Source organism: Streptomyces boninensis, from assembly GCF_048572725.1.
In the GTDB taxonomy this organism is placed as follows: Bacteria; Actinomycetota; Actinomycetes; order Streptomycetales; family Streptomycetaceae; genus Streptomyces; species Streptomyces boninensis.
Window position 1 is genome coordinate 5294683 of sequence record NZ_CP183837.1, and the last position, 26403, is coordinate 5321085.

28 protein-coding genes are annotated in these 26403 nt (G+C 71.7%); 14 read left to right on the forward strand and 14 right to left on the reverse strand.

The genetic code is table 11. From position 1 onward, the window contains the following. The first annotated feature begins 37 nt into the window (after positions 1-37). Positions 38-1165: a DNA integrity scanning diadenylate cyclase DisA gene (gene disA / locus ACNNMR_RS24110; RefSeq protein WP_419996769.1), complete on the forward strand. Its 1128-nt coding sequence runs from the start codon at positions 38-40 to the stop codon at positions 1163-1165. 12 nt (positions 1166-1177) lie between these two features. Here the strand turns inward: disA and ACNNMR_RS24115 are convergent, their stop codons facing one another. Both ACNNMR_RS24115 and ACNNMR_RS24120 read right to left on the reverse strand, forming a co-directional pair. Beyond that, positions 1178-2014, reverse strand: coding sequence for a hypothetical protein (locus ACNNMR_RS24115; RefSeq protein WP_419996770.1), 837 nt, complete (start codon positions 2012-2014; stop codon positions 1178-1180). 96 nt (positions 2015-2110) lie between these two features. Beyond that, the gene (locus ACNNMR_RS24120; protein WP_419996771.1) at positions 2111-2626 is read right to left on the reverse strand and encodes an Lrp/AsnC family transcriptional regulator; all 516 of its coding nucleotides are present in this window, start codon (positions 2624-2626) and stop codon (positions 2111-2113) included. A gap of 96 nt (positions 2627-2722) precedes the next feature. Here ACNNMR_RS24120 and ACNNMR_RS24125 point away from each other — a divergent pair, with 96 nt between their 5' ends. Together ACNNMR_RS24125 and ACNNMR_RS24130 are read left to right on the forward strand one after the other, a co-directional pair. Next, the gene (locus ACNNMR_RS24125) at positions 2723-4066 is read left to right on the forward strand and encodes an MFS transporter (RefSeq protein WP_419996772.1); all 1344 of its coding nucleotides are present in this window, start codon (positions 2723-2725) and stop codon (positions 4064-4066) included. A gap of 55 nt (positions 4067-4121) precedes the next feature. After that, positions 4122-5900, forward strand: coding sequence for a BACON domain-containing protein (locus ACNNMR_RS24130; protein WP_419996773.1), 1779 nt, complete (start codon positions 4122-4124; stop codon positions 5898-5900). Positions 5901-5913: 13 nt separating this feature from the next. On the opposite strand, the gene ACNNMR_RS24135 is transcribed toward ACNNMR_RS24130, so the two are convergent. The 7 genes from ACNNMR_RS24135 to ACNNMR_RS24165 all read right to left on the reverse strand — a co-directional run bounded on the left by ACNNMR_RS24135 (position 5914) and on the right by ACNNMR_RS24165 (position 12506). Then, positions 5914-6558 carry a response regulator gene (locus ACNNMR_RS24135; protein ID WP_419996774.1) on the reverse strand — a complete coding sequence of 215 codons (645 nt, stop codon included), beginning with the start codon at positions 6556-6558 and terminating at the stop codon, positions 5914-5916. Between the two features lie 10 nt (positions 6559-6568). After that, the gene (locus ACNNMR_RS24140; protein WP_419996775.1) at positions 6569-7813 is read right to left on the reverse strand and encodes a sensor histidine kinase; all 1245 of its coding nucleotides are present in this window, start codon (positions 7811-7813) and stop codon (positions 6569-6571) included. Between the two features lie 19 nt (positions 7814-7832). After that, entirely contained in the window at positions 7833-9146 is a 1314-nt protein-coding gene (locus ACNNMR_RS24145) for an FtsX-like permease family protein (protein WP_419996776.1), read from the reverse strand. Beyond that, positions 9143-9856 (reverse strand): ABC transporter ATP-binding protein, encoded by a 714-nt coding sequence (locus ACNNMR_RS24150; RefSeq protein WP_419996777.1) that lies wholly within the window; start codon positions 9854-9856, stop codon positions 9143-9145. The genes ACNNMR_RS24145 and ACNNMR_RS24150 overlap by 4 nt, the downstream gene beginning before the upstream one ends. 65 nt (positions 9857-9921) lie before the next feature. Continuing rightward, entirely contained in the window at positions 9922-10581 is a 660-nt protein-coding gene (locus tag ACNNMR_RS24155; RefSeq protein ID WP_419996778.1) for a TetR family transcriptional regulator, read from the reverse strand. Next, positions 10581-11396, reverse strand: a complete 816-nt coding sequence (locus ACNNMR_RS24160) for a sugar phosphate isomerase/epimerase family protein (RefSeq protein WP_419996779.1) — start codon at positions 11394-11396, stop codon at positions 10581-10583. The genes ACNNMR_RS24155 and ACNNMR_RS24160 overlap by 1 nt, the downstream gene beginning before the upstream one ends. A 183-nt stretch (positions 11397-11579) precedes the next feature. After that, on the reverse strand, positions 11580-12506 hold the full coding sequence (locus ACNNMR_RS24165) for a Ppx/GppA family phosphatase (protein ID WP_419996780.1): 927 nt from the start codon (positions 12504-12506) through the stop codon (positions 11580-11582). Positions 12507-12581: 75 nt separating this feature from the next. Between ACNNMR_RS24165 and ACNNMR_RS24170 the strand changes: the two genes are divergently transcribed. The 10 genes from ACNNMR_RS24170 to proC all read left to right on the forward strand — a co-directional run bounded on the left by ACNNMR_RS24170 (position 12582) and on the right by proC (position 22171). Continuing rightward, positions 12582-13352, forward strand: a complete 771-nt coding sequence (locus ACNNMR_RS24170; RefSeq protein ID WP_420000449.1) for a hypothetical protein — start codon at positions 12582-12584, stop codon at positions 13350-13352. An 81-nt stretch (positions 13353-13433) separates the two neighbouring features. Continuing rightward, positions 13434-15287 (forward strand): dihydroxy-acid dehydratase, encoded by a 1854-nt coding sequence (ilvD, locus tag ACNNMR_RS24175; RefSeq protein ID WP_419996781.1) that lies wholly within the window; start codon positions 13434-13436, stop codon positions 15285-15287. Positions 15288-15334: 47 nt separating this feature from the next. Then, complete coding sequence (locus ACNNMR_RS24180) at positions 15335-15844, forward strand: hypothetical protein (RefSeq protein WP_419996782.1); 510 nt, start codon at positions 15335-15337, stop codon at positions 15842-15844. Between the two features lie 41 nt (positions 15845-15885). Beyond that, a complete protein-coding gene (locus ACNNMR_RS24185) occupies positions 15886-16674 on the forward strand; it encodes a class I SAM-dependent methyltransferase (RefSeq protein WP_419996783.1) in 789 nt (262 codons plus the stop codon). Positions 16675-16794: 120 nt separating this feature from the next. Then, positions 16795-17124 carry an ArsR/SmtB family transcription factor gene (locus ACNNMR_RS24190; RefSeq protein ID WP_419996784.1) on the forward strand — a complete coding sequence of 110 codons (330 nt, stop codon included), beginning with the start codon at positions 16795-16797 and terminating at the stop codon, positions 17122-17124. After that, a complete protein-coding gene (locus ACNNMR_RS24195) occupies positions 17121-17411 on the forward strand; it encodes a hypothetical protein (RefSeq protein ID WP_419996785.1) in 291 nt (96 codons plus the stop codon). Before ACNNMR_RS24190 ends, ACNNMR_RS24195 begins: the two co-directional genes overlap by 4 nt. 123 nt (positions 17412-17534) lie before the next feature. Further along, the gene (locus ACNNMR_RS24200) at positions 17535-19670 is read left to right on the forward strand and encodes an MMPL family transporter (RefSeq protein WP_419996786.1); all 2136 of its coding nucleotides are present in this window, start codon (positions 17535-17537) and stop codon (positions 19668-19670) included. Positions 19671-19777: 107 nt separating this feature from the next. After that, positions 19778-20563 carry an ABC transporter ATP-binding protein gene (locus tag ACNNMR_RS24205; RefSeq protein WP_419996787.1) on the forward strand — a complete coding sequence of 262 codons (786 nt, stop codon included), beginning with the start codon at positions 19778-19780 and terminating at the stop codon, positions 20561-20563. Beyond that, positions 20560-21297, forward strand: coding sequence for an ABC transporter permease (locus ACNNMR_RS24210; protein ID WP_419996788.1), 738 nt, complete (start codon positions 20560-20562; stop codon positions 21295-21297). The genes ACNNMR_RS24205 and ACNNMR_RS24210 overlap by 4 nt, the downstream gene beginning before the upstream one ends. A 58-nt stretch (positions 21298-21355) precedes the next feature. Further along, entirely contained in the window at positions 21356-22171 is an 816-nt protein-coding gene (gene proC, locus ACNNMR_RS24215; protein ID WP_419996789.1) for a pyrroline-5-carboxylate reductase, read from the forward strand. Positions 22172-22182: 11 nt separating this feature from the next. On the opposite strand, the gene ACNNMR_RS24220 is transcribed toward proC, so the two are convergent. Together ACNNMR_RS24220 and ACNNMR_RS24225 are read right to left on the reverse strand one after the other, a co-directional pair. Continuing rightward, positions 22183-22587 carry a PIN domain-containing protein gene (locus tag ACNNMR_RS24220; protein WP_419996790.1) on the reverse strand — a complete coding sequence of 135 codons (405 nt, stop codon included), beginning with the start codon at positions 22585-22587 and terminating at the stop codon, positions 22183-22185. Next, complete coding sequence (locus tag ACNNMR_RS24225; RefSeq protein ID WP_419996791.1) at positions 22575-22841, reverse strand: type II toxin-antitoxin system Phd/YefM family antitoxin; 267 nt, start codon at positions 22839-22841, stop codon at positions 22575-22577. Before ACNNMR_RS24225 ends, ACNNMR_RS24220 begins: the two co-directional genes overlap by 13 nt. A 69-nt stretch (positions 22842-22910) precedes the next feature. Here ACNNMR_RS24225 and ACNNMR_RS24230 point away from each other — a divergent pair, with 69 nt between their 5' ends. Then, positions 22911-23603, forward strand: a complete 693-nt coding sequence (locus tag ACNNMR_RS24230; protein ID WP_419996792.1) for a response regulator — start codon at positions 22911-22913, stop codon at positions 23601-23603. A gap of 35 nt (positions 23604-23638) precedes the next feature. Here the strand turns inward: ACNNMR_RS24230 and ACNNMR_RS24235 are convergent, their stop codons facing one another. From ACNNMR_RS24235 to ACNNMR_RS24245, 3 genes are read right to left on the reverse strand one after another with little or no spacing between them, the layout of a single operon-like run. After that, positions 23639-24400 (reverse strand): hypothetical protein, encoded by a 762-nt coding sequence (locus ACNNMR_RS24235; RefSeq protein ID WP_419996793.1) that lies wholly within the window; start codon positions 24398-24400, stop codon positions 23639-23641. After that, positions 24397-25284 (reverse strand): ABC transporter ATP-binding protein, encoded by an 888-nt coding sequence (locus tag ACNNMR_RS24240; RefSeq protein ID WP_419996794.1) that lies wholly within the window; start codon positions 25282-25284, stop codon positions 24397-24399. The genes ACNNMR_RS24235 and ACNNMR_RS24240 overlap by 4 nt, the downstream gene beginning before the upstream one ends. After that, positions 25281-25946 (reverse strand): DedA family protein, encoded by a 666-nt coding sequence (locus tag ACNNMR_RS24245; RefSeq protein WP_419996795.1) that lies wholly within the window; start codon positions 25944-25946, stop codon positions 25281-25283. Before ACNNMR_RS24245 ends, ACNNMR_RS24240 begins: the two co-directional genes overlap by 4 nt. Positions 25947-26403 lie beyond the last annotated feature (457 nt).

Here is a 26403-nt window from a genome sequence, read left to right on the forward strand (position 1 = left end):
TGCAGGACCAGGGTGAGCGGGGACCGGAGGACTGGCAGTGGCAGCCAACGAACGGGCGGTAGCGCCCGGCAGGGGCGGGGGCCCCGGCGCCGACAGGCGGCTGCGCGACGCGCTGAGCTCCGTGGCCCCGGGCACGGGCCTGCGCGACGGCCTTGAGCGGGTGCTGCGCGGCAATACCGGCGGGCTCATCGTCCTCGGCATGGACCCGACCGTCGAGGAGATCTGTACCGGCGGCTTCGTCCTGGACGTCGACTTCACCTCGACCCGGCTGCGCGAGCTGTGCAAGCTCGACGGCGCCGTGATCATCGACAAGGACGTCACCAAGATCCTGCGGGCCGGCGTGCAGCTGCTGCCCGACGCGTCGATCCCCACCGAGGAGACCGGCACCCGGCACCGCACCGCGCAGCGCACCTCCATCCAGACCGGCTTCCCGGTCGTCTCGGTCAGCCAGTCCATGCATCTCATCGCGATGTATCTGGACGGCCAGCGCCGCGTCATGGAGGACTCCGCCGCGATCCTCTCCCGCGCCAACCAGGCCCTCGCCACCCTGGAGCGCTACAAGCTCCGTCTGGACGAGGTCGCCGGCACCCTCTCCGCCCTCGAGATCGAGGACCTGGTCACGGTCCGCGACGTCACCGCCGTCTCACAGCGCCTGGAGATGGTGCGCCGCATCGCCACCGAGATCGCCGAGTACGTGGTCGAGCTCGGCACCGACGGCCGCCTGCTCTCGCTCCAGCTGGACGAGCTGATCTCCGGCGTCGACCCCGAGCGCGAACTCGTCGTCCGCGACTACGTACCCGACCGCAGCGGCTCCAGCCGCCGCCCCCGTACGGTCCCCGACGCCCTCACCGAGCTCGACAAGCTCACCCACGCCGAGCTCCTCGAACTCCCCACCGTCGCAAGGGCGCTGGGCTACAGCGGCTCGCCCGAGATCCTCGACTCTGCGGTCTCGCCGCGCGGATACCGGCTGCTGGCCAAGGTGCCGCGCATCCCCGGCACGGTCATCGACCGCCTCGTGGACCACTTCGGCGGCCTGCAGAAGCTCCTCGCCGCGAGCGTCGACGACCTGCAGACGGTCGACGGCGTCGGCGAGGCCCGCGCCCGTTCCGTACGGGAAGGGCTTTCGCGGCTCGCCGAGTCGTCGATCCTTGAGCGGTACGTCTAGCAGACCCCCGCTTCAGCCCTTCAGCTCGAACTTCACCGTGTCCTCGGGCAGCCCGGCCGCCTTCACCTTCGCCGTGAACGTCCCGGACTTCGCCTTCCCGGCGTCCGGATCCGCGCACTTCGGCTCGCTCGGGCTGCGGTCCCACTCGATGTTGCGCGAGGTCTGACCGTCGGCCGGGACCTGAAGCAGTATCGGGTTCTGCGTCCACGGGCAGTCCTTGGACGACCAGAAGCGGTCGCCGGACTTCTCGATCGTGATGACGGCGTCCTCGGGGCCGAAGGCCAGCTTGCAGGCGCTGCCCGCGTCGTTCTTCGCGACCAGCTCGAACTTCGGTGTCTCGCCCGCCTTGTACGTCTCCTTCACGCTGCGGATCTCGATGCTCGCCGCCGAGTCGTCGCAGGCCGCCATCGAGGAGCCCGCGGGCACGCCGTCGTCGCCGACCTCGAAGCCGCCGCCGACACCGGCCGCGCCGCCGCCGGTGGCACCGCGCGTACCGCCGCCGCCGTCTTCGCCGCCGCCACCGTCCGCGCCGCCGTCGCCGCCGCCTCCGTCGGAGGTGCCGCCGTCCTCGCCGCCCGAGCCGGCGGTGTCGCCACCGCCGTCGTCGCCGGTTTCGTCACGGCCGCGGGGCCGTTCGCTGATCGCGGGTCCCGACGGGGACTCGCCCGGCGTGATCGAGGGGGCCGGGCCCTTGCCGTTGTCGCTCTTGCCGTCACCGCCGTCGCCACCCAGGTTCACCGCCCAGGTGATCAGCAGCGCGAGCAGAACGAGCAGCGCAAGCCCGACCGCCCTTCGTCGCCAGTAGATCGAGGACGGAAGGGGGCCAATAGGGTTGCGGAGTGATCCCACGGCGAAAACCTTACGAGACTCAAGCGGCAACTCGGCCCAGTACCCGCCGCCCAGTCTGACTTTCGTCTCTGATTCATCGTCAACACCCGCCGCTGGTTACGGACCGTCAGGGCGCCGCCACCCTTCCGAGTCGGTGGCGCGCAAAAAGTCCTCCGGGGCGGGTTCGACGGGGCGGTTCTCGTACTGAGTGGAGAGCACCAGTGAGGTAAGCAGCGCGCCGTGGTTGCCGAGCCGTTCCAGTAGCCCCTCCAGATGCTCGAGGGAGGTGGCCCGTACCTTCACCATCGCGCAGTGCTCGCCGGTGAGCTTGTGCACCTCGACTACCTCCGGATAGTCCTCGGCGGCGGACGTACGCAGCAGACAGCTGCCGAGCCGGCAGCGCAGCTGCACGAACATCGCCACCGGCTGCCCGACCCGAGCGGCCTCGACCTTCGCCCCGTAACCGGTGATGACCCCGTCCCGCTCCAGCCGCCGCACCCGTTCGGCGACGGCGGGCGGGGAGAGGTTGACGCGGCGGCCGAGCTGCGCGTACGAGAGGCGGGCGTCGGCCTGGAGCTCGCGGAGGATGCTCCAGTCCAGGTCGTCGAGGCGGGTTTCGGAACGTGAGTCCATCGCGGCTGCTTGCCTTTCGTCCATAAGGCGATCGGCTGGTGAAGTCCGTTGATCGCGCCTTCAGTCGATGTCCGGCCGTCAATAGCGTTTCAGGACATGGGACTTACGAATAGGGCTGCTGTCGCTGCGACCGGGTACCGGCGCAGAGCGCTGGGCCGGCTGGTGGCCGGGGTGGCGCTGGTGAATCTGATGATGGCGGGCGCCAGCACGATGGCGACGCTGGTCGCCGTGGATGCGGTGGGGGAGGCGTGGAGCGGGCTGCCGAACTTTGCGGCGGTGCTGGGGACGGCGGCCGGTTCGCTGGGCCTGTCGGCTCGGATGAGCCGGCGGGGGCGCCGGGCGGGGCTGGTGCTGGGGTACGGGCTGGCGGCGGCGGGGACTTTGCCCGCGGGGGCGGGCGCGGTGCTGGCGGCTGGGTCTGCGCCGGGGGCGGGGCTGGTGCTGCTGGCCGGGGGTCTGTTCCTGGTGGGCGCGGCCAATGCGGTGGCCATGCTGTCGCGTTACGCGGCGGCGGACCTGTACCCGCCGGAGCGGCAGGGCGCGATCATGGGCACGGTGGTCTGGGGCGGCACGGCCGGCGCCTTGGCCGGCCCGGCGCTGCTGCCGCTGACGACCCATCTGGCGTCACCGCCGGAAGTGGGCCCGTACGCACTGGCGTTGCTGGCGCTGCTGGGCGCGCTGGTCGCGGTCGGCGGCTTCCCGGCAGCCGATGCCCGCCACCTCTCCCCAGCCGCCGCTGCGGGCAGACGGGCCGCCGTCCGGCGGCTCCCGTCCCACCGGGAGCGGCCCGCACCCGCCCCACCCAGCCCGCATCGAGACCAAGTCCCGCGCGACCAGCGCGGGACGTCGACCACCCGAGTCGCCTTGGTCTCCATGGTCACCGGCCAAGTCGTCATGGTCGCCGTCATGACCATGACCCCGGTCCACATGCACACCCACGGCCAGGGCCTCGGCGCGGTCAGCGGCGTCCTGACCGCCCACCTCGCCGGCATGTTCGCCCTGGCCCCCCTCTCCGGAAAGCTCGCCGACCGCATCGGCGGCGCCGCCACCATCCAGGCCGGCCTCGCCGTGCTGGTCACCGCCGGGGTATGCACCGTCCTCGCCGACCCCTCCGCCGGATTCCTGCTGGCCGCAGGCCTGTTCCTCCTCGGCTACGGGTGGAACCTGACCTTCGTCGGCGGCAGCGCCCTCCTCGCGCACCGCTCCACCCGCCTCCAGGGCCGTGTCGACGCGCTCGTCTGGGCGGCCTCGGGCGTCGCGGGCCTCGGCGCAGGCCCCCTGCTCGCCGGCGCCGGCTTCGGGGCGCTCGTCGCCATCGCGTGCGCCGCGGTCACACTCCCGGCGGCGCTGCTGCGCAACCACGCACGCCAACTGGCCAGGCAAAAGCGGACGTATGCCCTCCGGTCCCCTTTTGAGGGACAGGTTCACCCGTCTGAGTGAGAACAGTTCAACGACGGTGAGCCGTGCGCCCCTGTGCGCCTACTTTCGCGGAGTGATGAGCAGCAGGCCCGACGAACGCCGATCCGCGGATCAGCAGAATCGCTCCCGCGGCGGAGCCCACCGCGCCGACCGACCGGTCGAGGCGCAGTCCCCGCCCGCCCAGTACGACCCGTATCTCGACGGCCTGTTCACCTACTGTCTGTCGGTCCTGTGCGACCACGACGCCGCCATCGCCGCCCTCGGCGACGTGCTCGCCCTCGCCGAACGCCCGCCGCGCCGCTCGCGGATGCCCGCGCCGACGCAGCGGCGGCCCTGGCTGTACTCGCTGGCCCGCTGGGCCTGCCTGCACCGCCTCGCCGAGGGTGCGCCCGCCGTTGCGGCGGGCCGCGACGCGCCCGTCGCCCCCGCCGCCGTCGCCCAGCGCCGCCGCGAACTGGCCGCGCTCGCCTGGCCGGAGGCCGCCGGCACCACCCCGGAGCAGCGCGAGGCGCTGGAGCTCGCCGTCCGCCACCACCTCACGCCCGAGGAGGTCGCGGTCGTCCTCGGCATAGAGCCGTACGACGCCCGTGAGCTGCTCGCGTCCGCCGCCTGCGAGGTGGAGCGCACCCGCGCCGCGCTGGTCGTCGTCGAGCACGGCGACTGCCCGGTGGTGACCCGCCTCGCGGGCGACAGCGAGGTGCTGCTCGGCGCCGGGCTGCGGCGCGAGCTGGTGCGCCATGTCGACGACTGCGCGGACTGCCGGCGCACCGCCGAGTGGGCGGCCACCGGCAGCGGCTGGCCCGGCAAGCTCACCGGCCTCACCCCCGCCGCCCCGCTGACCGTGCTGGAGGCACCGCGGGCCGCGGCACACGCCGCCATGACGTACGCGCTGCGCGGAAAGCCGGGCAAAGCGCTCAAAGCGAGCACCGGCGGCAAGGGTGGCAAGGGAAGCAAGGGGGGCGCACGCTCCGCCACCGTCCCCCGGCCCCGCTACGACCGCAGCGGCTTCCCGCAGGACCCGAACGCCCGCGCCGCGCGCCGCGACCGCCTGCGTACCAAGGCGGTCACGTCCACCGTCGTCGCGACCGTGCTGGCCGCGCCGGTGCTCGCGCTCTGGGCGGCGTATCGCGGCGCGCCGCCGACCGGCGAGACCCAGGGCGCTTTCCCCTCGTCCTCCGACCGGGCCGAGGACCCGGAGCAGCTCGACGGCAGGCCGGTGGAGAAGGCCGGCTCGGCCAAGGACGGGAAGCCGGGCCCGCGTTATACGGCCGGGAGCCGGGCCCCGGACGTATCGGTGGAGGTCATCGACAGCGGCGGCGCCACGCCTGGCCCCGGCGGCTCCGGGCAGGGCGCGGGCCATCTCACGGTCTCCGCCGACTCCAACGGCGACACGACGCTGATCACCCTCCATTCCGACGGCCGCGAGTCCGTCCGCTGGCGCGCGAGCAGCAATGCGTACTGGCTGAACTTCAGCCGCACCAGCGGCGTCCTCGGCCCGGGGGAGACGACGACGATCCGCGTCGCCGTGGACCACGACCGGGAGCCGGTCGGCGCCTGGTCGGCGCGCGTACGCATCGCCCCCTGCGGCGCCGAGATCCTGATCCGCGGCCGCGGCGTCCGCCCGTCCCCGCCGCCGTCGTCGTCGCGCCCGCCGACCTCGAACCCGCCGCCGTCGTCCCAGGACCCGACGACCCCGCCGCCTTCGGAGGACCCGCCCCCGTCGGAGGACCCACCGCCTTCAGAGGACCCGCCGCCCTCGGAGGACCCGCCCCCGTCGGAGGACCCCTCGACGCCGCCGCCGTCGTCCGAGGACCCGAGCCCGTCGGACTCGACGACGCCGACCCCGACGGGGTAAGACCAAAAGCTGATTACCGCTGCAGATACCGCAGCACCGCGAGTACCCGCCGGTGCCCGGCATCCGTCCGCGGCAGGTCCAGCTTCGCGAAGATGCTCGCCGTGTGCTTCTCCACCGCGCGCTGCGAGATGCCGAGGCCCTCGGCGATGGCCGCGTTCGTACGGCCCTCGGCCATCAGCCCCAGCACCTCGTGCTCCCGGGCCGTCAGCTCCGCCAGCCCGTCCGCGGCATAGCGCGCGGCCAGCAGCTTCGAGACCACCTCCGGGTCCAGCGCGGTGCCGCCCGCGGCCACCCGCCGCAGCGCATCGATGAAGTCGCCGACGTCGACGACGCGTTCCTTGAGCAGATACCCGAACCCGGCCATGCCGGTGGCGGCGAGCCGGTCCGCGTAGCGCGTCTCCACGTACTGCGAGAAGAGCAGCACCCCGAGGTCCGGATGGCGCTCGCGCAGCGCGAGCGCGGCGCGCAGGCCTTCGTCGCGGTGCGTGGGCGGCATGCGGATGTCCGCGACGATGACGTCGGGCCGGTGCTCCTCCACCGCGTCAAGCAGCGCCGCACCGTCGCCCACCGCGGCAACCACCTCAAGACCTCGATCGCGCAGCAGCTGCACCAGCCCTTCCCGTACGACGGCGGCGTCCTCGGCGATGACGATGCGCATGCGCGGGCTCCTAGAGCGGCAGTTCAACGGTGACGGTGGTCGGGCCGCCCTCGGGGCTGTCGATCAGCAGCCGCCCGTCCACGGTACTCACCCGCTCCGACAATCCCGCGAGCCCGGTGCCGCCGGGCCGCGCCCGCGCGCCACCCCGCCCGTCGTCGCGTACGGACAGGTGCAGCGCCCCGTCCTTCTCGTACGCCGCCACCTCCGCCCGTGTCGCCGCCGCGTGCTTGGCCGCGTTGGCGAGGAGCTCGGCCGCGCAGAAGTACGCGATGGTCTCCAGCGCCTCCGGGGGCCGTTCCGGCAGGTCCACGTCCAGCGTCACCGGCAGCGCATAGCCCGAGGCCAGGGTCTCCAGGGCCACGTCCAAGCCGTCGTTGAGCGCCGGCGGGTGGATGCCCCGGACGAGGTCGCGGAGTTCCCGTATCGCCGTCCGCGAGCCGTCCAGCGCGGAGTCCACCAGCTCGCGCCCGCGGGTCAGCTCCGGCGCGTCGCCGAGGTCGGCGTGCGCCAACTGGTCCTTCGCGCCTGCCAGCGCCATCGCCACCGCGACGAGGCGGGCCTGCGCGCCGTCGTGGAGGTCGCGTTCGATGCGGCGGAGGGTCGCCGCCGAGTCCTGGACGGCCAGCGCGCGGGTCGCCTGCAGCTCCTGCACCCGCGACTCCAGCCGCCCCGGCCCCAGCAGCGCCCGCCCCATGGGCCGTACGACGAGGGCGAGCAGCCCGCGCGTCAGCCAGGTGCCCAGCGCGAGCACGGCGATGCCGGCCAGCACGGTGAGGAAGGCGAGCGGCCAGCTGTCGAGGCGGAAGTCGCCCGCCACGCCGATGCCGTGGCGGCCGTCCTCATTGATGGCCCACCAGTAGAAGGGGTACGCCACGCCGAGGAGGCCGTACGCCCAGATCCCGATCGACACCGTGAAGAGCACGAGGCCGATCGGCGCGTACGCGACCGTGAAGGCCGCCGCGCGCCAGCCGTCGGCGTCGGTGAGGGCCGAGCGCAGGCCGCGGGGGCGCTTGGGCGGCGTCGTGATGTCCTCGCCGAGCAGCCCGCGCAGCAGCCCGCGATGCATCGCCCCGGTGGCCCGCGCCGCGGCGAGCGTGCCGATCACGAGGATCAGGCCGATCTGGGTGACCGAGGCGACGAGGGACACGGCGAGCAGACACAGCAGCGAGACCCCGCAGACCAGCCCCAGCACGGGGGCCAGCAGCGCGTACGCCGCTTCCCTGGGGGAGGCGAACACCTTGCGCAGGACGGACACGTTACGAGCCTGCCATCTCTCACACGCTCCTACGGGTAACGCCCTCGATCGGCCGCACCCGGAACATCCGCCCGAGCGGCGCGGCCGACGCCGCCCACACCAGCAGCGCGCCCGCGCCGAGCGTCGCCACCCACGCCCACACGGGGAGGCCGGTCAGCGGCGTGCCCGTCTTCGGGCCCAGCGGGACCATCACCGCGCAGGCGATCGCCGTGCCGGTGCCGACCCCGGCCAGCGCCGTGATCGCCGCCTCGGCCAGCACCACCGTGCGCACCTGGCGCTTCTCGGCGCCGATCGTGCGCAGCAGCGAGAACTCGCGCAGCCGCTCCAGCGTCAGCATGACGAGGGTGTTAGCCGCGACCACCCCCGTGAACGCCGCGTACAGCAGCGTCCCGAAGATCTCCCCCGAGTCCACTTCCCCGGCCCCGGTCAGCGATACGAACTTGGCCAGCGCGAACGCCGTCACCATCGCGATCGGCGTGATGGCGGCCGACAGCCGCCGCGCCCGCGCCCGCGAGCCCGCGACCGCCAGCTCCCCGGCCACCCCGCCGAACCTCCGGAGCACCGGCGCCGCCACCCGCGTCGCGATCCGCCCGAACCAGGGCCCGGCCATGCCGGCGGCGATCAGGTACGCGAGCAGCACGAGGGGAATGCCGTCCCCGGCGTCCTCCGCGGGACCGGCGGAAAAGGCGACGGTGATCGCCACCGCGCCCGCGATGAAGACCAGCGAGACGAAGCCCCGCACCCGGCCGGCCCGTTCCCCGCCCTGCACCTGCGATGTGGACAGCGCCGTGGCCGGCCGGGTACGGGAGGCCCGCAGCGACGCGATGATCCCGCCCAGCTGCGACGACACCACCAGCACGCCGAGCGCGGCGAACAGCGGGCCGAGCCCGATGTGCAGCGACATCCCGTCCGGCAGCATCCCGTTGCCGTCCAGCGCGGCGAACCACACCACCGCGAGCAGCGAACCGAGCCCGTAACCGACGGGCAGCGCGAGCAGCGCGGTGAACAGCGCCTCGGCCGCCACCATCCGCCGGATCTGCCACGGCGCGGCGCCGACCGCGCGCAGCAGCGCCGACTCGCGCCGGCGCTGATTGACCGCCAGGGCCATCACCTGAGAGATGACGAAGATGGACATGTAGACGGTGACGAGGCTGACGACGAAGCCCATTTCATAGACCGCCGTCTGCTTGGGCGACGTCGGCACGGCCCCGGCGGAGACCGCGATCGACACGCTCGCCGTGATGACGGTCGCGCAGAACGCGAGCGCGGCGAAGGTGCCGGCGAAGGCGGAGGGCCGGGCGCGTACGGAGGCGGAGGCGAGTCCGGTGGTCATACGGCGGCCCCGGTCCGCGGACCCACCGCCGTGTCCTGCACGAGCCGCCCCTCCGCCAGCCGCAGCACCCGGTCCGCCCGCGCCGCCACCGCCGCGTCGTGCGTGACGACGACGACCGTCGCCCCGTACGAGGTCACCGCCTCCCGGAGCAGGGCCAGGACCCCGGCCGCCGTCTCCGCGTCCAGCGCGCCGGTCGGCTCGTCCGCGAAGATCACGTCGGGCTCGGTGATCAGGGCGCGGGCGATCGCCACGCGCTGCTGCTGGCCGCCGGAGAGTTCGCCGGGGCGGGCGTCGGGGCGGGCTTCGAGGCCTACGCGGGCCAGCATGCGATGCGCCCGCGCCGGGTCGCGGGGCTTGCCGTCGAGGCGGAGGGGGAGGAGGACGTTCTGCTCCGCGGTGAGGGTCGGGAGGAGGTTGAAGGCCTGGAAGACGAAGCCGATGCGGGCGCGGCGCAGGCGCGTGAGCTCGCGCTCGCCCATCCGCGAGATCTCCTGGCCGGCGAGGCGGACGGTGCCGGAGGTGGGTCGGTCGAGGCCTGCCGCGCACTGGAGGAAGGTCGACTTTCCGGAGCCGGACGGGCCCATGATCGCGGTGAGGGAGTGGGCGTACAGGCGGGCGTCGAGGTTGTGGAGGGCGTGGACCGCCTTGTTGCTGGCGCTGGCGCGGCCGTAGGTCCGGGTGACCTGGTCCAGTTCGAGGATGGCTTCCATGGATTCGACGGTACGAATCCGCAGGTCAGCGGGCTATGGTGCGGGCACCCGGGTGTGGGGGTCGGTTATTCCGAACCTTGCGTCAGGTGGTGCTGGACGACCGGCGCGATCCGTTGGATGAGGTCTTCCACGTCTGCCGAGGCGATCGGCTCCAGCTTGATGATGTAGCGGAGCATGGCCGTGCCCACGAGCTGGGCCACCGCCAGCTCGGCCCGGAGCTCGGCGTCGGGGCCGGGGAGGTCCGGCGCGACCCGCTTCAGGAGGTTGCGTGTGATCATCTTGCGGAAGATCGCCGCTGCCTTCTCGTTGTTCACCGCGGACCGTACGATCGCGAGCAGCGGCTCGCGGGTGAAGGCGTTCTCCCATACGCCGAAGATGAAGCGGGTCAGCCGCTCGCCGCTCTCGGCGGCCGGGCCGCCGTGCAAGGTGACGTCCGGCAGGTCCATCGCCGGGGCGAAGCTGACCTCCATCGCCGCTTCGAAGAGGGCGTCCTTCGTGCCGAAGTAGTGGTGCACCAGGGCCGGGTCGACCGCGGCTCGTTTTGCGATCCCGCGGATCGAGGCCTTGTCGAAGCCGCGCTCCGCGAACTCGCCGCGGGCTGCCTCGCGGATCCGTTCCCGCGCGCCCGGGCCTTCCTCGGCGGCCTCGCGCGATGGCCGCCCGCGGCGGCGCTTGGGCTCGGGCGCGGGGTCGGGCTCCGGCGCGGGGTCGGCTGATGCCGGCATTACGCGCCCCGCGGCGGCAGCGCCGCGGCCGTTGCCAGGTTCAGGCGGGTGAAGGCCAGGGCTTCCGCCAGGTCGGCCTCGCGTTCGGCGGCGGACATGGCGCGGCGGGTGTTCACCTCTACTACTACGTGGCCGTCGAAGCCGCTCATCGCGAGGCGTTCCAGGAGCTCGGCGCAGGGCTGCTTGCCGCGGCCGGGGACGAGGTGTTCGTCCTTGCCCGAGCCGCTGCCGTCGGCGAGGTGGACGTGGGCCAGGCGGTCGCCCATCCGGTCGACCATGTCCAGGGCGTCGTTACGGGCCGTGGCGGTGTGGGAGAGGTCGATGGTGAAGTGCCGGTAGTCCTGGTTGGTGACGTCCCAGTCGGGGGCGTACGCGAGCATCTCGCGGTCGCGGTAGCGCCACGGGTACATGTTCTCGACGGCGAAGCGCACGTCGGTTTCGTCCGCCATGCGCCAGATGCCCTCGACGAAGTCGCGCGCGTACGCCCGCTGCCAGCGGAACGGCGGGTGGACCACGACGGTGGAGGCGCCGAGGCGCTCGGCGGCGGCGCGGGCGCGGAGCAGCTTCTCCCACGGGTCCTTCGACCAGACGCGCTGGGTGATGAGCAGGCAGGGGGCGTGGATGGCGAGGATCGGCACTCCGTGCAGGTCGGAGAGCCGGCGCAGGGCCTCGATGTCCTGGCTGACCGGGTCGGTCCACACCATCACCTCGACGCCGTCGTAGCCGAGGCGGGCGGCCGCTTCGAAGGCGGTCGCGGTGGGCTCGGGGTAGACGGACGCGGTGGACAGCGCGATCTTCGCGTCGGGGATGCGCATGACGCATAGCGTAATCGGCGTTTTCATCCTGTGGCTTCGCCACGGATGTCCTCAAGCGCCGGACGGGCTTGTTTGGTGGGTGGGCCGGGCCAAGTTCCGCGACACAACCGAAAAAGCCCGCTTCACTAAGACTTTTTCGGCTGCGTCGCTCCACTTGGCCCTCCTCCCGTGGGGAGGGGTCCTTTAGGGCATGTGGTCCAGGCGGCGGAGGATGATGCCCTCGCGGAGGGCCCAGGGGCAGACTTCGAGTTCGTCTACGCCGAAGAGGTCCATTGCTCCCTCGGCGACCAGGGCGCCTGCGAGGAGTTGCCTCGCCCTGCCTTCGGATACCCCGGGTAGTTCCGCTCGCTCGTCTGCGGGCATTGCCGCTAGCTTCGGGACCCACTCCTCCAGGGCCTTGCGGCCCAGGGTGCGGTGTACGTAGAGGCCCTCGCCCGAGCGGGCCGCTCCTGCGATGCGGGCCAGTTGTTTGAAGGTCTTGGATGTGGCCACGATGTGGTCGGGGTCGCCGAAACGGCTGAATTCGCCGACGATGCGGGCGATCTCTGCGCGGGCGTAGCGGCGGAGGGCGCGGACGTCGTCGGGGTCCGGGGGGTCGCCGGGGAGCCAGGCCGTGGTGAGGCGGCCGGCGCCGAGGGGGAGGGACACCGCTTTGTCGGGGTCCTCGTCGATGCCGTAGGCGATTTCCAGGGAGCCGCCGCCGATGTCCAGGACCAGGAGTTTTCCGGCTGACCAGCCGAACCAGCGGCGGGCGGCGAGGAAGGTCAGGCGGGCCTCTTCCTCGCCGGTCAGGACGCGGAGCTGGACGCCGGTGGCGGCTGCTACGCGGGTGAGGACGTCGTCGGCGTTGGCGGCCTCGCGTACGGCTGAGGTGGCGAAGGCGAGGACGTCTTCCGCGCCCTTGTCCTCGGCGATCTCCATGGCCAGCCGGGCGGTCTCGATCAGCTTTCCTACGCCGTCGTCGCCGATCGCGCCCTCGTCGTCGAGGAGTTCGGCGAGCTTGAGTTCCGCCTTGTGGGAGTAGGCGGGCAGGGGACGGGCGCCGGGGTGTGCGTCCACCACCAAGAGGTGAACCGTATTCGAACCGACGTCGAGAACACCGAGTCTCATAACTGGAACGCTACTGCCTCCTGCGCGGGGCCGTACGCTGGTGGGGTGGCCAAGACGAATGAGGCGAAACGCGATATGTCGGATGAGGTCGGACTCGACTTTCCGCGGGCCTGGGTGGAGTTTCCGGACCCGGGCGATGACGAGCAGATCTTCCGCGTCGACCTGACCTGGCTGACCTCGCGCTGGTCGTGCATCTTCGGCAGCGGCTGCCAGGGGATCGAGGCCGGGCGGGCGGATGACGGGTGCTGCACGCTGGGGGCGCACTTCTCGGACAAGGATGACGAGAAGCGGGTCGGGCGGTTTGTGAAGCAGCTGACGCCTGAGCTGTGGCAGTACCACGAGGAAGGTACGGCCACCAAGAAGGGCTGGATCGAGCTCGACGAGGACGGGGAGCGGAAGACGCGGCGGGTCGATGGCGCCTGCATCTTCAACAACCGGCCGGGGTTCGCGGGTGGGCAGGGGTGTGCGCTGCATATTCTTGCGCTGCAGCAGGGGCGGGAGCCGCTGGAGACCAAACCGGATGTGTGCTGGCAGCTGCCGATCCGGCGGACGTACGAGTGGGTGGAGCGGCCGGACGACACCAAGGTGCTGATGGTCTCGATCGGCGAGTACGACCGGCGCGGGTGGGGGCCCGGCGGGCATGACCTGAACTGGTGGTGCACCTCGGCGCGCAGCGCGCACGGGGCGGGTGAGCCGGTGTACGTGTCGTACGAGGCGGAGCTCGTGGAGCTGATGGGGCAGAAGGGGTACGACCGGCTGGTGGAGCTGTGCGAGCAGCGGATGGCGGCGGGGCTGCCGCTGATTCCGGCGCCGCATCCTGCCGATCCCGGCGTCGTGGGTGGCTGATCCCGAATCCCGGACACCCTTGTCCGGATCTTGGCCCGCGGGCGTACCCTCGATCGGAGGTCAGTCGTTCCGGGAGGAAACATGCCTTCGCTGAGGTCCCGCACCGTCACCCACGGCCGCAATATGGCGGGCGCCCGCGCCCTTATGCGCGCGTCGGGCGTAGCGAGCGAGGACATCGGCAAGCCGATCATTGCGGTGGCGAACAGCTTCACGGAGTTTGTGCCCGGGCATACGCACCTGGCGCCCGTGGGCCGGATTGTGAGCGAGGCCATCAAGGCTGCCGGGGCCGTGCCGCGGGAGTTCAATACGATCGCTGTCGATGACGGGATCGCGATGGGGCATGGCGGGATGCTGTACAGCCTGCCCTCGCGTGATCTGATCGCGGACTCCGTGGAGTACATGGTCGAGGCGCACTGCGCGGATGCGCTGATCTGCATCTCGAACTGCGACAAGATCACGCCGGGCATGCTGAATGCGGCGCTGCGGCTGAATATCCCGACCATTTTCGTCTCCGGCGGGCCGATGGAGTCCGGCAAGGCGACGCTCGTTGACGGCACGGTTCGTACGCTCGACCTGGTCGACGCGATGAGCGATGCGGTCAACGAGAACATTTCGGATGAGGACATCCTCCGTATCGAGGAGAACGCCTGTCCGACGTGCGGCAGCTGTTCCGGCATGTTCACGGCCAACTCCATGAACTGCCTGACGGAGGCGATCGGCCTTTCGCTGCCGGGTAACGGCTCGGTGCTGGCCACGCACACGGCGCGCAAGGCGCTCTATGAGCGGGCGGGCGCGACGGTGGTCGAGCTGGCGAAGCGGTATTACGAGGACGACGACGAGTCGGTGCTGCCGCGCAATATCGCGACGTATGCCGCCTTTGAGAACGCGATGGCGCTCGACATCGCCATGGGCGGTTCCACGAATACGATCCTGCACCTGCTGGCGGCGGCTCAGGAGGCCGGTGTCGGCTATGACCTGTCCGACATCGACGCGGTGTCGCGGCGGGTGCCGTGCCTCGCGAAGGTCGCGCCGAATGTCACCGCGACCGGCACGTACTACATGGAGGACGTGCACCGGGCCGGCGGCATCCCCGCCATCCTTGGTGAGCTGTATCGGGGCGGGCTGCTGAATGAGGACGTGCACACCGTGCACTCGCCCTCGATCAAGGCATGGCTGGACACGTGGGACGTCCGCGGTGGCTCGCCGTCGGCGGAGGCCGTGGAGCTGTGGCATGCGGCGCCTGGCTGCCGGCGGTCCGCCGAGGCCTTCTCGCAGAGCGAGCGGTGGGAGTCCCTGGACACGGATGCGGCGGGTGGCTGCATCCACGATGTCGCCCACGCCTACTCCAAGGACGGCGGGCTTGGGGTCCTGAAGGGGAATCTGGCCGAGGACGGCGCCGTGGTGAAGACGGCGGGCGTCGACGAGTCGATCTGGACCTTCGAGGGCCCGGCCGTGGTCTGCGAGTCGCAGGAAGAGGCCGTCGACAAGATCCTCAATAAGCAGGTCAAGGACGGCGACGTCGTCGTCATCCGCTACGAGGGCCCCAAGGGCGGCCCCGGCATGCAGGAAATGCTCTACCCCACCTCCTTCCTGAAGGGGCGCGGCCTGGGCAAGACCTGCGCGCTGGTGACCGATGGCCGCTTCTCGGGGGGTACGTCCGGCCTCTCCATCGGCCACGCCTCGCCGGAGGCGGCGTCGGGCGGCACGATCGCCCTGGTCGAGGACGGCGACCTGATCCGTATCGACATCCCGGCCCGCTCGATCGAGCTCAAGGTCGACGACGCCACCCTGGCCGCGCGGCGGGAGGCCCTGGGCGGCCGCTACGCCCCGAAGGCCCGCGAGCGCAAGGTCTCGGCGGCCCTGCGCGCGTACGCGGCGATGGCGACGAGCGCGGACAAGGGCGCGGTGCGTGACGTGAGCAAGCTGGAGGGCTGAGCGCCCCGCCGAGACGCGCCCCGCCCGCGGCCTGGATAATCGGCTTCGTGAGCGACAAACAGACCCCCGCGGAAGGTGACGGCACCCCGCAGCCCGGGCCGCTGAGGTTCTTCGGCACCACGTGGGTGGACCGCGGTGGTGCCTACTGGGCGCGCCGGGTCGGCGTCGGCATCGGCGCGCTCGTGCTGGCCGCCTTCGGCGCGTACGTGCTGCGGCTGGCCTATGAAGGGCTGGCGCTCTCCGACTCCGGGAGTCTGCTGAGCATTCTCATGGTCGCGGCCTTCGCGATCTGCTCGTCGATGGCCTTCAGCCGCATGATCACCCGTTTCTCGCGGCGGCCCGAGCCCGCCGCCGACTCCGGCCGCGAGGCATCCATGCGGCCGATCCTCGGCATCGGCTTCGTCGGCGTGCTGCTCGCCTACTTCTTCCGGAATCTCCTCGAAGCGCCGGGCGAGAAGCTCCACCGCCAGGAGTACGAGCGCGAACTCGAGCTCTATCAGCGGCGGCGCACCACCCGTACCGGCAACCCCGCCAAGCGCAAGCGCAAGCGCGGCTGATCGTCTACCCGCAGGACCGCCGCGCGGGCAAGATGGCGGGCATGCCGCCCACCGACGCCCACGGCTACGTGACAGCCGACGCCCCCGCCCGCGCCGCCCGCGCGCTCTCCTTCGACGCCGCCGCCGACCAGTACGCCGCCTACCGCCCGGGCTACCCGCCCGCCCTCTTCGACGCCATCGCGGAAACCGTCCCGCTCACCGGCGCGGACGTCCTCGACTGCGGCGCCGGCACCGGCATCGCCACCCGCCTCCTCACCGATCGCGGGGCCCGCGTCACCGCCCTGGAGCCCGGCGACGGCATGGCCGCCCAGCTGCACGCCCGCCTCCCGGAGCTGCCGCTGGTACGGGCCGACGGCAACACGCTCCCCTTCGCCGACGACTCCTTCGACCTCGTCACGTACGCCCAGGCCTTCCACTGGACCGACCCGGACCGCTCCGTGCCCGAGGCGCGGCGGGTGCTGCGGCCCGGCGGGGCGCTCGCGCTGTTCTGGAATCAGCAGGACAGCGGGGAGCCGTGGATCGCGGAGCAGGAGCGGCGGCTGGAGCTGCGGCAGCGCGAGATGATCACGAAGGAGAGCGCACAGGAGCTCCTCGCCGGGCACGGCCTGGAGCCGCTGCTGCGCAATGTCTCCTGGTCGCGCCGCCTCACCGTGGACGACCACCTGCGCAACATCGGCAGCCACTCCCACTTCATCGTCATGGGCGACGAGGCCGCGAAGGTGCTGGCCGCGGAGCGGGAGGTGCTGCTGGAGCGGTTCCCCGACGGGGAGCTCACCGAGCATTACGTATGCGCCCTGATCCTCGCCCGCGAGGACGGGTCTCAGGGATAACCCTGACGCCCGCCAGGGCCGTCCCCCACTCTCCCCCGACATGTGTCAGCATGCTTTGACAGGTGCGGATGGCAGGTGTCAGCTTTGACTTACACACCCAAGGAAAGAGAGGAGCCGCGGATGGCTCCCGACGGCGATGAGCTGCTGAAGGTCTTCGCGGCCCTCGGCAACCCGCACCGGATGCGGATCGTCGCCGCCCTCTCCGAGGGCCGGAACTACGTCAGCAAGCTCGCCAGGGACCTGAAGATGAGCCGTCCGCTGCTGCACATGCACCTGCAGCGCCTTGAGGCGGCGGGTCTGGTGGCCGGCTCGCTGGAGTTGTCCGAGGACGGCAAGGCCATGAAGTACTTCGAGGTCACGCCCTTCGCGTACGAGCTGACCCCCGAGGTCGTCGCACGTGCGGCAGCCACGATCACCGACAACGAGACCGTGAAAGAGGAAGCGAAGTGAACGAGCAGCTGGTGAACCTCGCTGCAGGCGAGGACGCGGGGGTCTGGGTCGGCGCCGTGGGCGCGGCGGGCTTCTTCGCCCTGCTGATCGTCGTCGTCTGGCAGATCGCGGCCACCTGGCGGGCCAAGATGCTGGCCTCCCGCGAGGAGCAGTACAAGCAGATGACGCTCAAGTACCAGCAGCTCCTGGAGGACAACCTTGAGCTGCACCGGCGCAGCCTCGACGAGCTGTCCGAGACCCGGCGCACCGTCTCCTCCGTGGAGAAGATGATGCGCGAGATCGAGTAACCCCCCAGCGCACCAACCCCCGTAGAGGCCAGCACCCCGGCCCGGTCGCCAAACCTCATACGGCCGGGGTGTCGGCTGCGTACGCCCGAAATCGGGCGATCACACACCCCAAGGAGAACACCCATGTCCAGCCGGATCAAGCGGCTGCCCGCCGCTCCCGGCGGCCGTAAAGCCAAATGGCTCGTACTGGCCGCCTGGGTCATCATCGCGCTCGCGCTCGGCCCGCTCGCCGGCAAGCTCGGCGATGTGGAGGAGTCCGGCGCGAACGCGTTCCTCCCCGGCAACGCCGAGTCGGCGAAGGTCAATACGGAGCTGGAGAAGTTCCGCGACGAGCCGGTGATGCCCGCCGTCGCCGTCTATACGGTGGCCGAAGGCAAGATGACCGACGCGGGCCGCGCGAAGGCGGCGGCGGACGCCCGCGAGTTCGCCGAGTACACCGCCAAGGGCGAGCACGTATCGAAGCCCATCCCGTCCGCGGACGGCCGCGCGCTGATGACCATCGTCCCGCTCGACACCGCCGACTCCGCGAAGCCCGACCTCGGCGACTCCGTCGAGGGCGTCCGCGACATCGCCGCCGCCAACGCCCCGCCCGGCGTCGACACCGAGGTCGGCGGCCCCGCCGGCTCCCTGATCGACTCCGTCGAGGTCTTCGACTCCCTCGACGCGACGCTGCTGATCGCCACCGCGGCGGTCGTCACGCTGCTGCTGCTGATCACGTACCGCAGCCCGATCCTCTGGCTCTTCCCGCTGCTGTCGGTCGGCTTCGCCGCCGTCCTCACCCAGGCGAGCACCTATCTGCTGGCCAAGTACGCCTCGCTGCCCGTCGACCCGCAGTCCGCGGGCATCCTGATGGTGCTGGTCTTCGGCGTCGGTACGGACTACGCGCTGCTGCTCATCGCCCGCTACCGCGAGGAGCTGCACGCGCACGAGGACCGCCACGAGGCGATGCGGATCGCGCTGCGCCGCACCTTCCCCGCGGTCTTCGCCTCCGCGGCGACCATCGCGGTCGGCCTGTCCTGCCTGGCGCTCGCGGACATCAACTCGTCGCGCTCGCTGGGACTTGTCGGCGCGGTGGGCGCGGTCTGCGCCTTCCTGGCGCTGGTGACGGTGCTGCCGGCGCTGCTGGTGATCGCGGGCCGGTGGGTCTTCTGGCCCTTCGTGCCGCGTTACGGCACTCCCGCCCACAAGCACCGCACCGTCTGGTCCCGTATCGGCGCCGCGGTCGCCCGCCGGCCGCGCTGGTCCTGGATGATGTCGGCCGGCGTCACCGCCGTGCTGGCACTCGGGGCCGTGGGCATCAACATGGGCCTGTCCCAGTCCGAGATGTACCAGGACAAGCCCGAGTCGGTCGTCGCCCAGGAGCGCATCTCGGACCACTATCCGTCCGGCGCCTCCGACCCGGCGAAGATCGTCCTGAAGGCGGGCCACGAGGACGCGGTCAAGGCTGCCGCCGCGGACACGAAGGGCGTCGCGGACGTACGGAACGGCGACCGGGCCGACGGCCTCGCCACCCTCGAGGTCGTCCTGAAGGACGCCCCGGACAGCGAGGCGGCGAAGGACGCGATCGACGCGCTGCGTACGAACGTCCACGAGGTCGACGGCGCGGACGCGCTGGTGGGCGGCACCACTGCCCAGACCCTGGACACCCAGCGGGCCGCGGACCGCGACCTGCGGGTGGTGATCCCGGTGGTGCTCTGCGTCGTCTTCCTGGTCCTGATCGGCCTGCTGCGGGCGCTGGTGGCACCGGTGCTGCTGCTGTCGACGGTGGTGCTGTCGAACCTGGCGGCGCTGGGCGCCTCGTACTTCCTCTTCACCCACGTCTTCGACTTCGCGGCGGTGGACTGGTCGATCCCGCTGATGGGCTTCGTCTTCCTGACGGCGCTCGGCATCGACTACAACATCTTCCTGATGACCCGGGTACGGGAGGAGGTCGAGCGGCTCGGCCACGCCCGCGGCGTGCTGGCGGGCCTGACCTCCACCGGCGGCGTGATCACCAGCGCGGGCATCGTGCTGGCGGCGACCTTCGCGGTCTTCGCCGGGCTGCCGCTGGTGACGATGGCGCAGATGGGCGTCCTGGTGGGCGTCGGCGTGCTGCTGGACACCTTCCTCGTACGGACGGTGCTGGTGCCCGCGCTGGCGCTGGACCTGGGGCGGTGGACGTGGTGGCCGGGCGCGCTGTTCCGGCGGCGGGAGGAGCCGGGCGGCGTGGAGTCCGCGGCGGACGGCGTCCCGGGGCGGGATCGGGAGCGGGTCGGCTGAGCCGCGATTCCTGCTAGGACAAAAGGGGCACCCGCTGGGTGCCCCTTTTGCGTACGCGCCTGCCTGCGGAACTTGACGGGCGGCCCCGCACGCGGGATATTCAACACATGATGAATTTGACCGCCGAGCCCGCCATCACGGCCCGCTCCCTCCGCGTCGTCCGCGGTGGCCGCCAGGTCCTGGACGGGCTCGACTTCGACGTCCCCCGCGGCCAGATCACGGGCCTCCTGGGCCCGTCCGGCTGCGGCAAATCCACGCTGATGCGCGCCGTGGTCGGCACCCAGGCCAAGGTCACCGGCGACCTCACCGTCTTCGGCGCACCGGCCGGCAGCGCCGCACTCCGCTCCCGGATCGGCTACGTGACCCAGGCGGCCTCGGTCTACCGCGACCTGACCGCCCGCCAGAACCTCGAGTACTTCGCCGCCATCCTCGGCCTCGGCCGCCGCGAAGCCCGTACGCATGCGGAACAGGCCCTGTCCGACGTGGACCTCACCGACCACGCCGAGTCCCTGACGGCCAACCTGTCCGGCGGCCAGCTCAGCCGCGTCTCCCTCGCGGTGGCGCTGCTGGGCGCGCCGGAGCTGCTGGTCCTGGACGAGCCCACGGTCGGCCTCGACCCGGTCCTCCGCCGCGACCTGTGGACGCTGTTCCACCGGATCGCCTCCGAGCGCGGCGCCGCGATCCTCGTCTCGTCGCACGTCATGGACGAGGCCGAGCGCTGCCACCGGCTGCTGCTGATGCGCTCCGGCCGGATCATCGCCGACGACGACCCGGACGCGCTGCGCGTACGCATGGGCACGGCCACGGTCGAGGAGGCCTTCCTGAAGATCGTCGACGCCGAGAAGGACGCAGAGAAGGCCGCAGAATTCGATAAGGGGTCAGCAGTCCAGTGAACGCAACCCGAACCATCGCCACGGCCGCCCGCGTCCTGCGCCAACTGCGCCACGACCCGCGCTCGATCGCGATGATGCTCTTCGTGCCGGCCATCATGCTGGCCCTGCTCTACTGGGTCTTCGACGGCAAGGACCAGCAGTTCAACGCCACCGGCGCTTCGCTGCTCGGCATCTTCCCGCTGATCACGATGTTCCTGGTGACCTCGATCGCCACCCTCCGGGAGCGCACCAGCGGCACCCTGGAGCGCCTGCTCGCGATGCCCCTGGGCAAGGCGGACTTCATCGCGGGCTACGCCATCGCCTTCGCGGTCCTGGCCATCCTCCAGGCCGCCCTGGCTACGGGCCTGGCGGTCTGGGCCCTGGACATGTCGGTGGCCGGCTCCCCGTGGCTGCTGCTGGTCGTAGCCCTCCTGGACGCCTTGCTGGGCACCGCCCTGGGCCTCTTCGTGTCCGCCTTCGCGACATCGGAGTTCCAGGCAGTCCAGTTCATGCCCCTGGTGGTCCTCCCCCAGCTCCTCCTCTGCGGCCTCTTCGCCGCGCGGGACACGATGCAGCCGGTCCTGGAGGCGATTTCCAACGTCCTCCCCATGTCGTACGCGGTGGACGCCATGGACGAGGTCCTCCGCTATACGGACGTCACCAGCACCTTCATCCGCGACTGCGGCATCGTCGCGGGGGTGGCGGTGCTGGTCCTGGCGCTGGGCGCGGCGACCTTGCGGCGCAGGACGGCGTAGCGCGCTCAGCCTGTGGACAGCCGCGCCGCCGGCCGTCCCGGTTTGCGAGGATGGGGGCATGTCGTCGCAGAAGGTCGCCGTGCTCGGCGCAGGGAAGATTGGTGAGGCGCTGCTCTCCGGCATGATCCGGGCCGGGTGGTCGCCGTCGGACCTCATGGTCACGGCCCGGCGCCCGGGCCGGGGCGAGGCGCTGCGCGAGCGGTATGGCGTGGAGCCGGTGTCCAATGCCGAGGCCGCGAAGCGCGCCGACACCCTCATCCTCACGGTCAAGCCGCAGGACATGGGCGCGCTCCTCGACGAGCTGGCGCCGCATGTGCCCGCCGACCGCCTGGTCATCAGCGCGGCCGCGGGCGTGCCCACGTCCTTCTTCGAGGAGCGGCTGCCGGAGGACACCCCGGTGGTGCGGGTCATGCCCAACACTCCGGTGCTGGTGGACGAGGGCATGTGCGTGATCTCGGCGGGCAGCCATGCGTCCGACGCGGACCTTGCCCGTACGGAAGAGATCTTCCAGCCGGTCGGCAAGACGCTCCGCGTCCCGGAGTCGCAGCAGGACGCGGCGACGGCGCTGTCGGGCTCGGGCCCGGCGTACTTCTACTTCCTCGTCGAGGCGATGACCGACGCCGGCATCCTCCTCGGCCTCCCCCGCGAGAAGGCCCACGACCTCATCGTCCAGGCGGCGATCGGCGCGGCCACGATGCTCCGCGACAGCGGCGAACACCCCGTAAAGCTCCGCGAGGCAGTCACCTCCCCGGCAGGCACCACCATCAACGCCATCGTCGAGCTGGAGAAGCACGGCGTCCGCGCCGCCCTGATCGCCGCCATCGAAGCCGCCCGCGACCGCAGCCGGGAGCTGGGCTCGAGCTCGGGGAAGTAACACCCTCCCGATCAGCGCGGCAGCACCTTGGCCGTGATGCCGGGAAGGTCCCCGAAGCCTGCCCTTGCATCCATGGTGATCAGTGTCCGGCCGGTCTCTGCTGCCGTAGCGGCGATCATCAGGTCATGGGCGCCCCGGGGCTGACCGGCCATGCGGCAGTGCGCCATGAGCTTTGCGTGTGCACGGGCTACGGGCACGTCGTATGGCTCGACCGGATAGTCCTCCAGGACGCCGTCCATGAACGCCTGGCGCCTTGCGCGGTTGGAGTCATCGGCCAACTGCAGCCCTTCATCCAGCTCCGCTACGGTCACTGCTGAGATCACCACATCGTCGGCCTCGGTGATGATGTCCGACAGTTTGACGCGGCCCCGGTCGACGGCCACGAGGACGCCGGTGTCGAGGATCAGTCGGCCCACGGATCACGGTCCTGTCCCTGAGCGTGGAATTCGCGGCCGGCGCGCAGGTCGTCCTCGAAGGCATCGTCCAGCAGCCCGGTGCCGCGCCTACGCCCGGCTTCGAGGATGCGGGCGCCGTTGGGGCGGTGGTTTATCGGGCCGATTTCTACCAGCAGCTTGCCGTTGCGCATGATCTCGATGCGCTCGCCCGCCGCCGCCCGGTCATAGACAGCGGAGAAGTTCCTCGAGACCTCGCTGGCACTCATCACCGTCATGGATTCAGAATATCAGAATTCCTCCGCCCGCCGCTCGGGCAGCCTGGCGCAGCCCCGTAACCTGGCCGCATGACGGCCTCAGAAGATCGCGCCTCCGGCGGTGTTGTCAGAGTCCTCCTCGCCGACGACGAGATCATGGTCAGGGCCGGTGTACGGGCGATCCTCGCCGCCGCCGACGACATCGAGGTGGTCGCCGAGGCGGGGGACGGGCGGGAGGCGCTCGAGCTTGCCCGCCGGCACCGGCCCGATGTCGCCCTCCTCGACATCCGCATGCCCGTCCTCGACGGCCTCGCCGCCGCGGCCGAGTTCCGTAACGCCGCGCCGGACACCGCCGTCGTCATGCTGACGACCTTCTCCGAGGACGAGTACATCGCCGGCGCCCTCGACAGCGGCGCCGCCGGCTTCCTGCTCAAGTCCGGGGATCCGTACGAGCTGATGGCCGCCGTCCGCGCCGCCCACGCGGGCGCCTCCTTCCTCTCCCCGCGCATCGCCCACCGCGTCATCCAACGCCTCAGCGCGGGCGGCGGCATGACCCGCCAGACCGCCGCCAAGGACCGCATCGCCGCCCTCACCCCGCGCGAACGCGACGTCCTCGCCCTCGTCGGCGCCGGCCTCTCCAACGCCGAGATCGCCGACCGCCTCTTTCTCGTCGAGGGCACGGTCAAGGCGTACGTCAGCGCCGTCCTCACCCGCCTCGAGGTCAAGAACCGCGTCCAGGCCGCGATCATCGCGTACGAGGCGGGGTTGGTGGAGGGGGAGTAGCCCGGCTGCGTTGATCCCGGCGCCGAGCCCAAGCCTCACGCATCCCGCCGCTCCAGCGACCGCACTCCGAGCGCGACACCGGCGCCGGCCCACGCCACCAGCACCAGCCCGTACGCCCACTCCCCGCCGATGAACCGCTCCCCGGCGACCGTCGGCGTCAGCGCCGCGACCTCCATCACCCACGACCCCACCAGGTCGGCGAGCGTCTGCAGCACCGCCGGCAGCACCATCAGCAGCGCGAAGAGCACCGTCAGCGCACCGGCCGTCGACCGCACCAGCGTCCCGATCCCCACCGCCAGCACCGCCACCAGCGCCAGGTGCGCCGCCATCGCCAGCACTTGCGCGACGGCCTCGCCCATCCCGTACGGCGCCGCATAATCCCCGAGCACCGGCACGCTCAGCGCCGTCCCCAGCGCCGCCACCGGCACCCCGGCCGCGAACACCGCCGCGCCGACCACCGCCGCCTTCGCCCCGAGCAGCCGCGCCCGCGAGGGTACGCAGGCCAGCGCGACGCCGATCGAACGCGACCCGAATTCCGCCGTCATGGACAGCAGTCCCAGCGCGCCGAAGACGAAGTGCACGGCGTACAGCACCGCCGTCGCCGCCAGCGGGCCGACCTCGACCGAGTGGAGCGGGTCGCCCGCCGCCTCCATGTTGTTGCCGACGGTCAGCGCCGTGCCGGGCGCGACGGCCAGCATCAGCGCGACCGCGCCCGCGGCGAACCACCAGGTCGACCGCACCGTACGCAGCTTCAGCCACTCGGCCGCCGCGGCCCCGCGAAAGTCCACGTACCTCACGCCGGCACCGCCCCGTACTCCACGTCACCCTCTGTCAGCCGCATGTACGACTCCTCCAACGACGACTCCACCGGCCGCAGCTCATGCACCCGCAGCCCCAACTCGTAGGCCAGATCCCCGACCTGCTCCACACTCGGCCCGACGACGGTCAGCTCCTCGGGCCCCGTCCACCGCACGTCCAGCAGCACCTCGGCGAGCGGCTGCAGCCCCGGCCCCCGTACGACCACACCCGCCCCCCGGACCAGCCGCTCCATCGGCTCATCCGCGATCAGCCGCCCCTTCCCCAGCACCACGAGGCGGTCCGCGGTCTGCTCCATCTCGCTCATCAGATGGGAGGAGATGAAGACCGTCCGGCCCTCCTCCGCAAGGGACTTGAGCAGCGTCCTGATCCACCGGACCCCGTCCGGGTCGAGCCCGTTCACCGGCTCGTCCAGCATCAGCACCTCGGGGTCGCCGAGCAGGGCGCCCGCGATGCCGAGGCGCTGGCTCATCCCGAGCGAGTACGCGCCCGCCCGCCGCGCGGCCGCCTCGGTCATGCCGGTGAGACCCAGCACCTCCTCGACCCGCGCGTACGGGATCCGCTGGCTCAGCGCCATCGCCCGCAGGTGGTCGCGGCCGGTGCGATGCGGATGCACGGCCTTGGCGTCCAGTAGCGCGCCGATGGTGCGCAGCGGGCGCCGCAGCTCGGCGTACGGGCGGCCGCCGATCAGCGCCGCGCCGGATGTCGGCCGGTCGAGGCCGAGGACCATCCGCATGGTCGTGGACTTCCCGGCGCCGTTCGGGCCGAGGAAGCCGGTGACCGTGCCGGGCGTCAGCTCCAGCGTGAGGTCGTCGACCGCGGTCTTGGCGCCGTAGCGCTTGGTCAGCCCCTGCAGCGTGATCATGATTGGGCTCCTTCGGGAGTACGGTCCGTATCCACCGCCGCGCCGTCACGGGCCCGGGCCGCCCGCCGGCGCATCCGCACCGCCCGCACGCCCTCGTGCAGCACCGTGATGCCGAACGCCATGCCCAGCCCCAGCGCGACCCCGTACAGCGGCTTCTCCTCGAACGCCCGCCCGCCGAGATAGCCGAGCACGGCCGAGTACACCGCCCAGCTCACGGCGGCCACGATCGCGTACCGCGTGAAGGACCGCCGCGGAAACCCGGTCGCGCCGGTGGTGAGCGTGGCGGCGGTGCGCCCGCCCGGGATGTACCGGGCGGCGATCAGCACCAGCCCGCCCCGCTCGGCGAGCATCCGCCCCACCCGCTCGTACGCCCGCGCCGTCCGGCCCCCCGGCTTCAGCCGCGCAAAGAGACGCGGCCCGGCCCGCCGCCCGATGAAGTACGAAATGTGATCCCCGGTCAGCGCCCCCAGCGCACCGACGACGATGACCAGCACCAGCGACGGATCGCCGGTAGCCGCCGCGAACACGCCCAGCGTGATCACGAGAGTCTCGCTGGGCACGACGGGAAAGAAGCCGTCGAGGGCCGCGATGGCGTAAAGCGCCAGATAGACCCAGGGTGTGGTGACCACGCCTTCGACGGCGTGGATGATGGCGTCGTTCATGTAAGGGAAGCTACGAAGCAGGCCACCGCCCCGGCCGTGCACGAAGGACACCGGCATCCCCTGACTTTCGTAAGGAATTCCGCCCCGCTCAGCGCGAACTAACCACAATTCAAGCCCGGCCGGCGCTTGAGGCCGAGCGCCGCAGGCGCGATATGCCCGCCGCAGGCGAATCCCTTACTTTCGCCAGCACCGCGGCCGACAGGCCGCCCCGTACCTTGAGCAGCATGATCCGCCTCCCCGAGCAGCTCCTCCGCCTCGCGCGCCACCCGCGCGCCTGGGACGCCCTGCTGTGGGTGGCCGTCCTGTATCCGGTGCTGCCGGTGGACAGCCTGCCGGGCGGCGACTACCAGGTCGTCGGCGCACCCCTGATCTGGACCCAGATCGCCGCGTTCCCCGTCCTCACCCTCGCCGTCTGGTACGCCCGCCGCGCCCCCCTCCTCGCCGCCGCCGCACCCCT

Coding starts and splice junctions, on each gene's coding strand:
- ACNNMR_RS24120 (WP_419996771.1), bottom strand. CDS start 2,626: ATGGACTCACGTTCCGAAACCCGCCTCGACGACCTGGACTGGAGCATC.
- ACNNMR_RS24125 (WP_419996772.1), top strand. CDS start 2,723: ATGGGACTTACGAATAGGGCTGCTGTCGCTGCGACCGGGTACCGGCGC.
- ACNNMR_RS24130 (WP_419996773.1), top strand. CDS start 4,122: ATGAGCAGCAGGCCCGACGAACGCCGATCCGCGGATCAGCAGAATCGC.
- ACNNMR_RS24135 (WP_419996774.1), bottom strand. CDS start 6,558: ATGCGCATCGTCATCGCCGAGGACGCCGCCGTCGTACGGGAAGGGCTG.
- ACNNMR_RS24145 (WP_419996776.1), bottom strand. CDS start 9,146: ATGACCACCGGACTCGCCTCCGCCTCCGTACGCGCCCGGCCCTCCGCC.
- ACNNMR_RS24150 (WP_419996777.1), bottom strand. CDS start 9,856: ATGGAAGCCATCCTCGAACTGGACCAGGTCACCCGGACCTACGGCCGC.
- ACNNMR_RS24155 (WP_419996778.1), bottom strand. CDS start 10,581: ATGCCGGCATCAGCCGACCCCGCGCCGGAGCCCGACCCCGCGCCCGAG.
- ACNNMR_RS24160 (WP_419996779.1), bottom strand. CDS start 11,396: ATGCGCATCCCCGACGCGAAGATCGCGCTGTCCACCGCGTCCGTCTAC.
- ACNNMR_RS24165 (WP_419996780.1), bottom strand. CDS start 12,506: ATGAGACTCGGTGTTCTCGACGTCGGTTCGAATACGGTTCACCTCTTG.
- ACNNMR_RS24170 (WP_420000449.1), top strand. CDS start 12,582: ATGTCGGATGAGGTCGGACTCGACTTTCCGCGGGCCTGGGTGGAGTTT.
- ilvD (WP_419996781.1), top strand. CDS start 13,434: ATGCCTTCGCTGAGGTCCCGCACCGTCACCCACGGCCGCAATATGGCG.
- ACNNMR_RS24185 (WP_419996783.1), top strand. CDS start 15,886: ATGCCGCCCACCGACGCCCACGGCTACGTGACAGCCGACGCCCCCGCC.
- ACNNMR_RS24190 (WP_419996784.1), top strand. CDS start 16,795: ATGGCTCCCGACGGCGATGAGCTGCTGAAGGTCTTCGCGGCCCTCGGC.
- ACNNMR_RS24200 (WP_419996786.1), top strand. CDS start 17,535: ATGTCCAGCCGGATCAAGCGGCTGCCCGCCGCTCCCGGCGGCCGTAAA.
- ACNNMR_RS24205 (WP_419996787.1), top strand. CDS start 19,778: ATGATGAATTTGACCGCCGAGCCCGCCATCACGGCCCGCTCCCTCCGC.
- proC (WP_419996789.1), top strand. CDS start 21,356: ATGTCGTCGCAGAAGGTCGCCGTGCTCGGCGCAGGGAAGATTGGTGAG.
- ACNNMR_RS24225 (WP_419996791.1), bottom strand. CDS start 22,841: ATGACGGTGATGAGTGCCAGCGAGGTCTCGAGGAACTTCTCCGCTGTC.
- ACNNMR_RS24230 (WP_419996792.1), top strand. CDS start 22,911: ATGACGGCCTCAGAAGATCGCGCCTCCGGCGGTGTTGTCAGAGTCCTC.
- ACNNMR_RS24240 (WP_419996794.1), bottom strand. CDS start 25,284: ATGATCACGCTGCAGGGGCTGACCAAGCGCTACGGCGCCAAGACCGCG.
- ACNNMR_RS24245 (WP_419996795.1), bottom strand. CDS start 25,946: ATGAACGACGCCATCATCCACGCCGTCGAAGGCGTGGTCACCACACCC.